This is a genomic window from Enterobacter sichuanensis (assembly GCF_002939185.1).
GTDB classification, from domain to species: Bacteria; Pseudomonadota; Gammaproteobacteria; order Enterobacterales; family Enterobacteriaceae; genus Enterobacter; species Enterobacter sichuanensis.
Genome location: NZ_POVL01000113.1, coordinates 1 through 3,227 on the forward strand (window position 1 = coordinate 1; position 3,227 = coordinate 3,227).

Genomic DNA, 3,227 nt, shown 5'->3' on the forward strand with positions numbered 1-3,227 from the left:
ATGAGCTGTTAGAAGACAGTAACGTTGTTCTTACCGACTGGGCGAAAAAAATGAATAAAGGGCTTACCTGGCCCAAAGAAAACGATACGCCGGAAGATGAGTCTACTTATCATCAATATGTCGACATCAGCGCACAGGCTCAACTGATGCGCTACAGCCAGGGAGCCGGGCTGTCTGCAGAATTTAATCCTTTAGAAAAGAAAGCTTCCGCGAAGATGGAAGGGCACGCAAGTTTTGCCCTGGGAGAGGCGAAGGCGTCCGCTGAATTTTTTATTCCCGATCGACTTGGTATAGCGTTGCTGTTTCCTGCCAGAGCCTCTGCGGATGCTGTGGGGAATGTCTGTAATATGGGGGCTATTCGTTACACGATCAATGCGGTTTTGTCCGGCAATGCCGGAGCAAGCCTGGAGATTGAGCTGGGTGTGGAAGCTGATTTTAGTGGCGAAATGGGTAAGGGCTACGGAATTAAGGGAAGCCCGGCACGACTGACGCCTCCGCCACCTCCAGGTCAGAGGCAGATTAATCTGACCCTTCCACAGCCAGATGTCCAGGCAGGCGGAGAAATAGGTGCTTTTGCTGGCATCCAGGCGGGTGGCAACGTTAGTGGTGCTCTTGAATGGTTTGATCCGCATCCTGATGATGACAGTAATGTTAAACATGAAGAGAATAAGCCAATTGTCACCAAAGAGAAGAAGTTCACTGCGATTGCTACCTTATCCTTGGGTGTGACCGCACAGGCCGGGGCAGGGGGTTCTGCCGTTTTCTACGTAACTTATATTAACAGTCGCTTCAGAATTTATTGTAAGGCAGCACTTTGCTGGGGAGTGGGTGCCAAAGGGTCTTTGGGTTTTGAAGTTGACGGTAATTCATTTGCGGCATTTATGAAGAGTTTTATGTATATGCTCCGCAATGTGGACTATCAGAAGCTGGAGCAAATGATGGCTGTGGATGCGTTTCGCTCTTTATGCGCGATCCCTCTCATTATAGCCGCCCAAGGAATACAAGCTGCTGATGCTATGCTTAAAGATATGACGATGATATTACAACGCATTGAAGCAGATCTTGAGGATGAAAATAAGCGTGTGAAATTAATGTATAGTATTTTAAGCAATCCCGATCAGCTTAAATATACACCACCAGAAACGAAAGGTGCTGTTATCGCTATATTGATCGATATCAACTGGGCTGACTGGATAGACCCAAGAAATCAGAATAATGATTTCTTCTCTGGTAATAGTTGGCTCATCGGACCATTAAAAAAACGAAAACAAGCTGTATTTAAGGCGTTAAAATGGGTACAAAGTCAGTCTGATTACAATAATGTTATGCAGCATCTAACTACATCACCAGGAAAGAGAAAGGGTAATAACATACTCAACGAACAGGATGTTATTAAGTTTCTAGGGATAGGGGAGCGTGATTTATTTTTCTACACTAATTATGGCGAGAAACTTGCATTGCTTTATGGAAGATTGCCTGTTTTTGTTGATCCTGACGATCCTTTCGTACCCATTCCTGAACATGAAATGAAAGAATACTTGGCAATGGTTGATGAACAACATCCTGAAAATACCATGATGGTTTGATGATTTATTAAGGTCTGATATGAATAAAAAACTAATTACGATTGTTATAATTCCCTGCTTTCTGACCGGATGTGATCAAGGAAATGCTGAAGCCAACGATAAATCCAATGATAAATCCTCCAAGGAACTCGTTAATAGTTCCATTGCAAACATGATTCCTGTTCAGGGAGGAGAGTTCCTGATGGGGGACTTTGGACCCTTAGTGGGGGAGAAACTGCCTTTTAGTGTTCAACTGGATGATAAAAAATTACATAAAGTCGTTTTAAGTGATTTTTCGATATCGAAGTTTAAGGTTACAAATAGTAATTATAGAGAGTATTTGAAGATTACGGGGAAAGAAGAACCACCTATGGATATAATGGCAAAATGGCATCCATCTTTGCTAAAAGATGATTACCCGGTAGGTGTCATTTGGCAACAGGCTAAAGATTATTGCCAATGGTTAGGAAAAGTTTCAGGTAAAAAAATTGATTTACCGACAGAAGCTCAGTGGGAGTATGCAGCGAGGTCTAGGGGACAATATTTTCCATTCGCAACCAATGATGGTAAATTCACTCCAGGAAAAAATGTCCCTAGTCAGGATGAACTAGATGAATATACTGATGGTTTAGGCATTCCTATTTACCCAATTGGTAAATATTCTCCAAATCCCTTAGGCCTGTATGATATGGGTCTTAGTGGTTCTGAATGGACCAATGATTGGTATGCAGCAGATTATTACTCTAATTCTCCAGTTATTGATCCTCAAGGACCAATACAAGGAAACGAAAAAGTATTACGGGGAAATGTTGGTGGTGACAGACAGTACGCTTTGACAATGTTCAGACAGTCATCACTACCGGTACCTAAAATCGGGAAGGAAGATGATTATAAAAAATATGGTGTTGGTCCACAGTATGTGTTCCGATGTGTGGTTAACAAATAATTGATAATCTTATCTGTGGTTCCCATTTTCTAATGGCTAACAGCGTTTATGTGAATCAGTTTACGGAAAGGTGTAGGGCATCCTTTTAAAAGATTGTATATAAAAATATTCATTCTTTTGGCTTTCACTCTTATTGCTTGTGACAACTCCTCAAAAAATCAGAATTAGCCAGTAAATTAGTGGGGAAATCAGTCTCAAATACGGGTCCTGTCAAAGGCGGTGAATTTTTAATGGGGGATTTTGGACGTCAATATTGAACTGCTCGGTGGCTAATTCAGGGACTTAGAAGATGACTAAAGGTACACAGCAAAGTAGTCTGGATAACGTGAGTAAAAACACTGTTGTCAACGGAGAGCATGGCCCTCAGGTTTATTTTCACCCTGGTAGCGCAACATTACTCTGCGTAGATGCCAGAGATAATCACCTGCTCATACAGGAACAGCTGAAAATGACAGCGTTGCTGGAAGAGCAGAAAAAAGCGCAGATTACTCTGGATGAACTCAATTATGAGATGCTGACTCAGGCAGGTAAAAAACCACAACGTGCTTATGACAGCAAACTTCAGAATGTCTATCAACAACTCAATGAGGCTAATGAGAAATTAAAGGCTGAGCTGAAAGCGTTGACCGCAAATGTTCCCGAGGGTGAATTGCTTGATGAAAACTCTAAAGAGTCGGCTATTGGTATTATGGAGTTGATTCCCCTTCAGAAGACCA

The 3,227-nt window shown here is 42.1% G+C and carries 2 protein-coding genes and 1 pseudogene; all 3 read left to right on the forward strand.

The window, feature by feature from the left end:
• The coding region (locus tag C5687_RS23695) for a hypothetical protein (RefSeq protein ID WP_238380516.1) at nucleotides 1-1,586 on the forward strand (1,586 nt) is incomplete at its 5' end.
• A 19-nt stretch (nucleotides 1,587-1,605) separates the two neighbouring features.
• A complete protein-coding gene (locus tag C5687_RS23700) occupies nucleotides 1,606-2,511 on the forward strand; it encodes a formylglycine-generating enzyme family protein (protein WP_095442171.1) in 906 nt (301 codons plus the stop codon).
• Nucleotides 2,512-2,800: 289 nt separating this feature from the next.
• Nucleotides 2,801-3,227 (forward strand): annotated as a pseudogene (locus tag C5687_RS23705) (hypothetical protein); the annotation flags it as partial.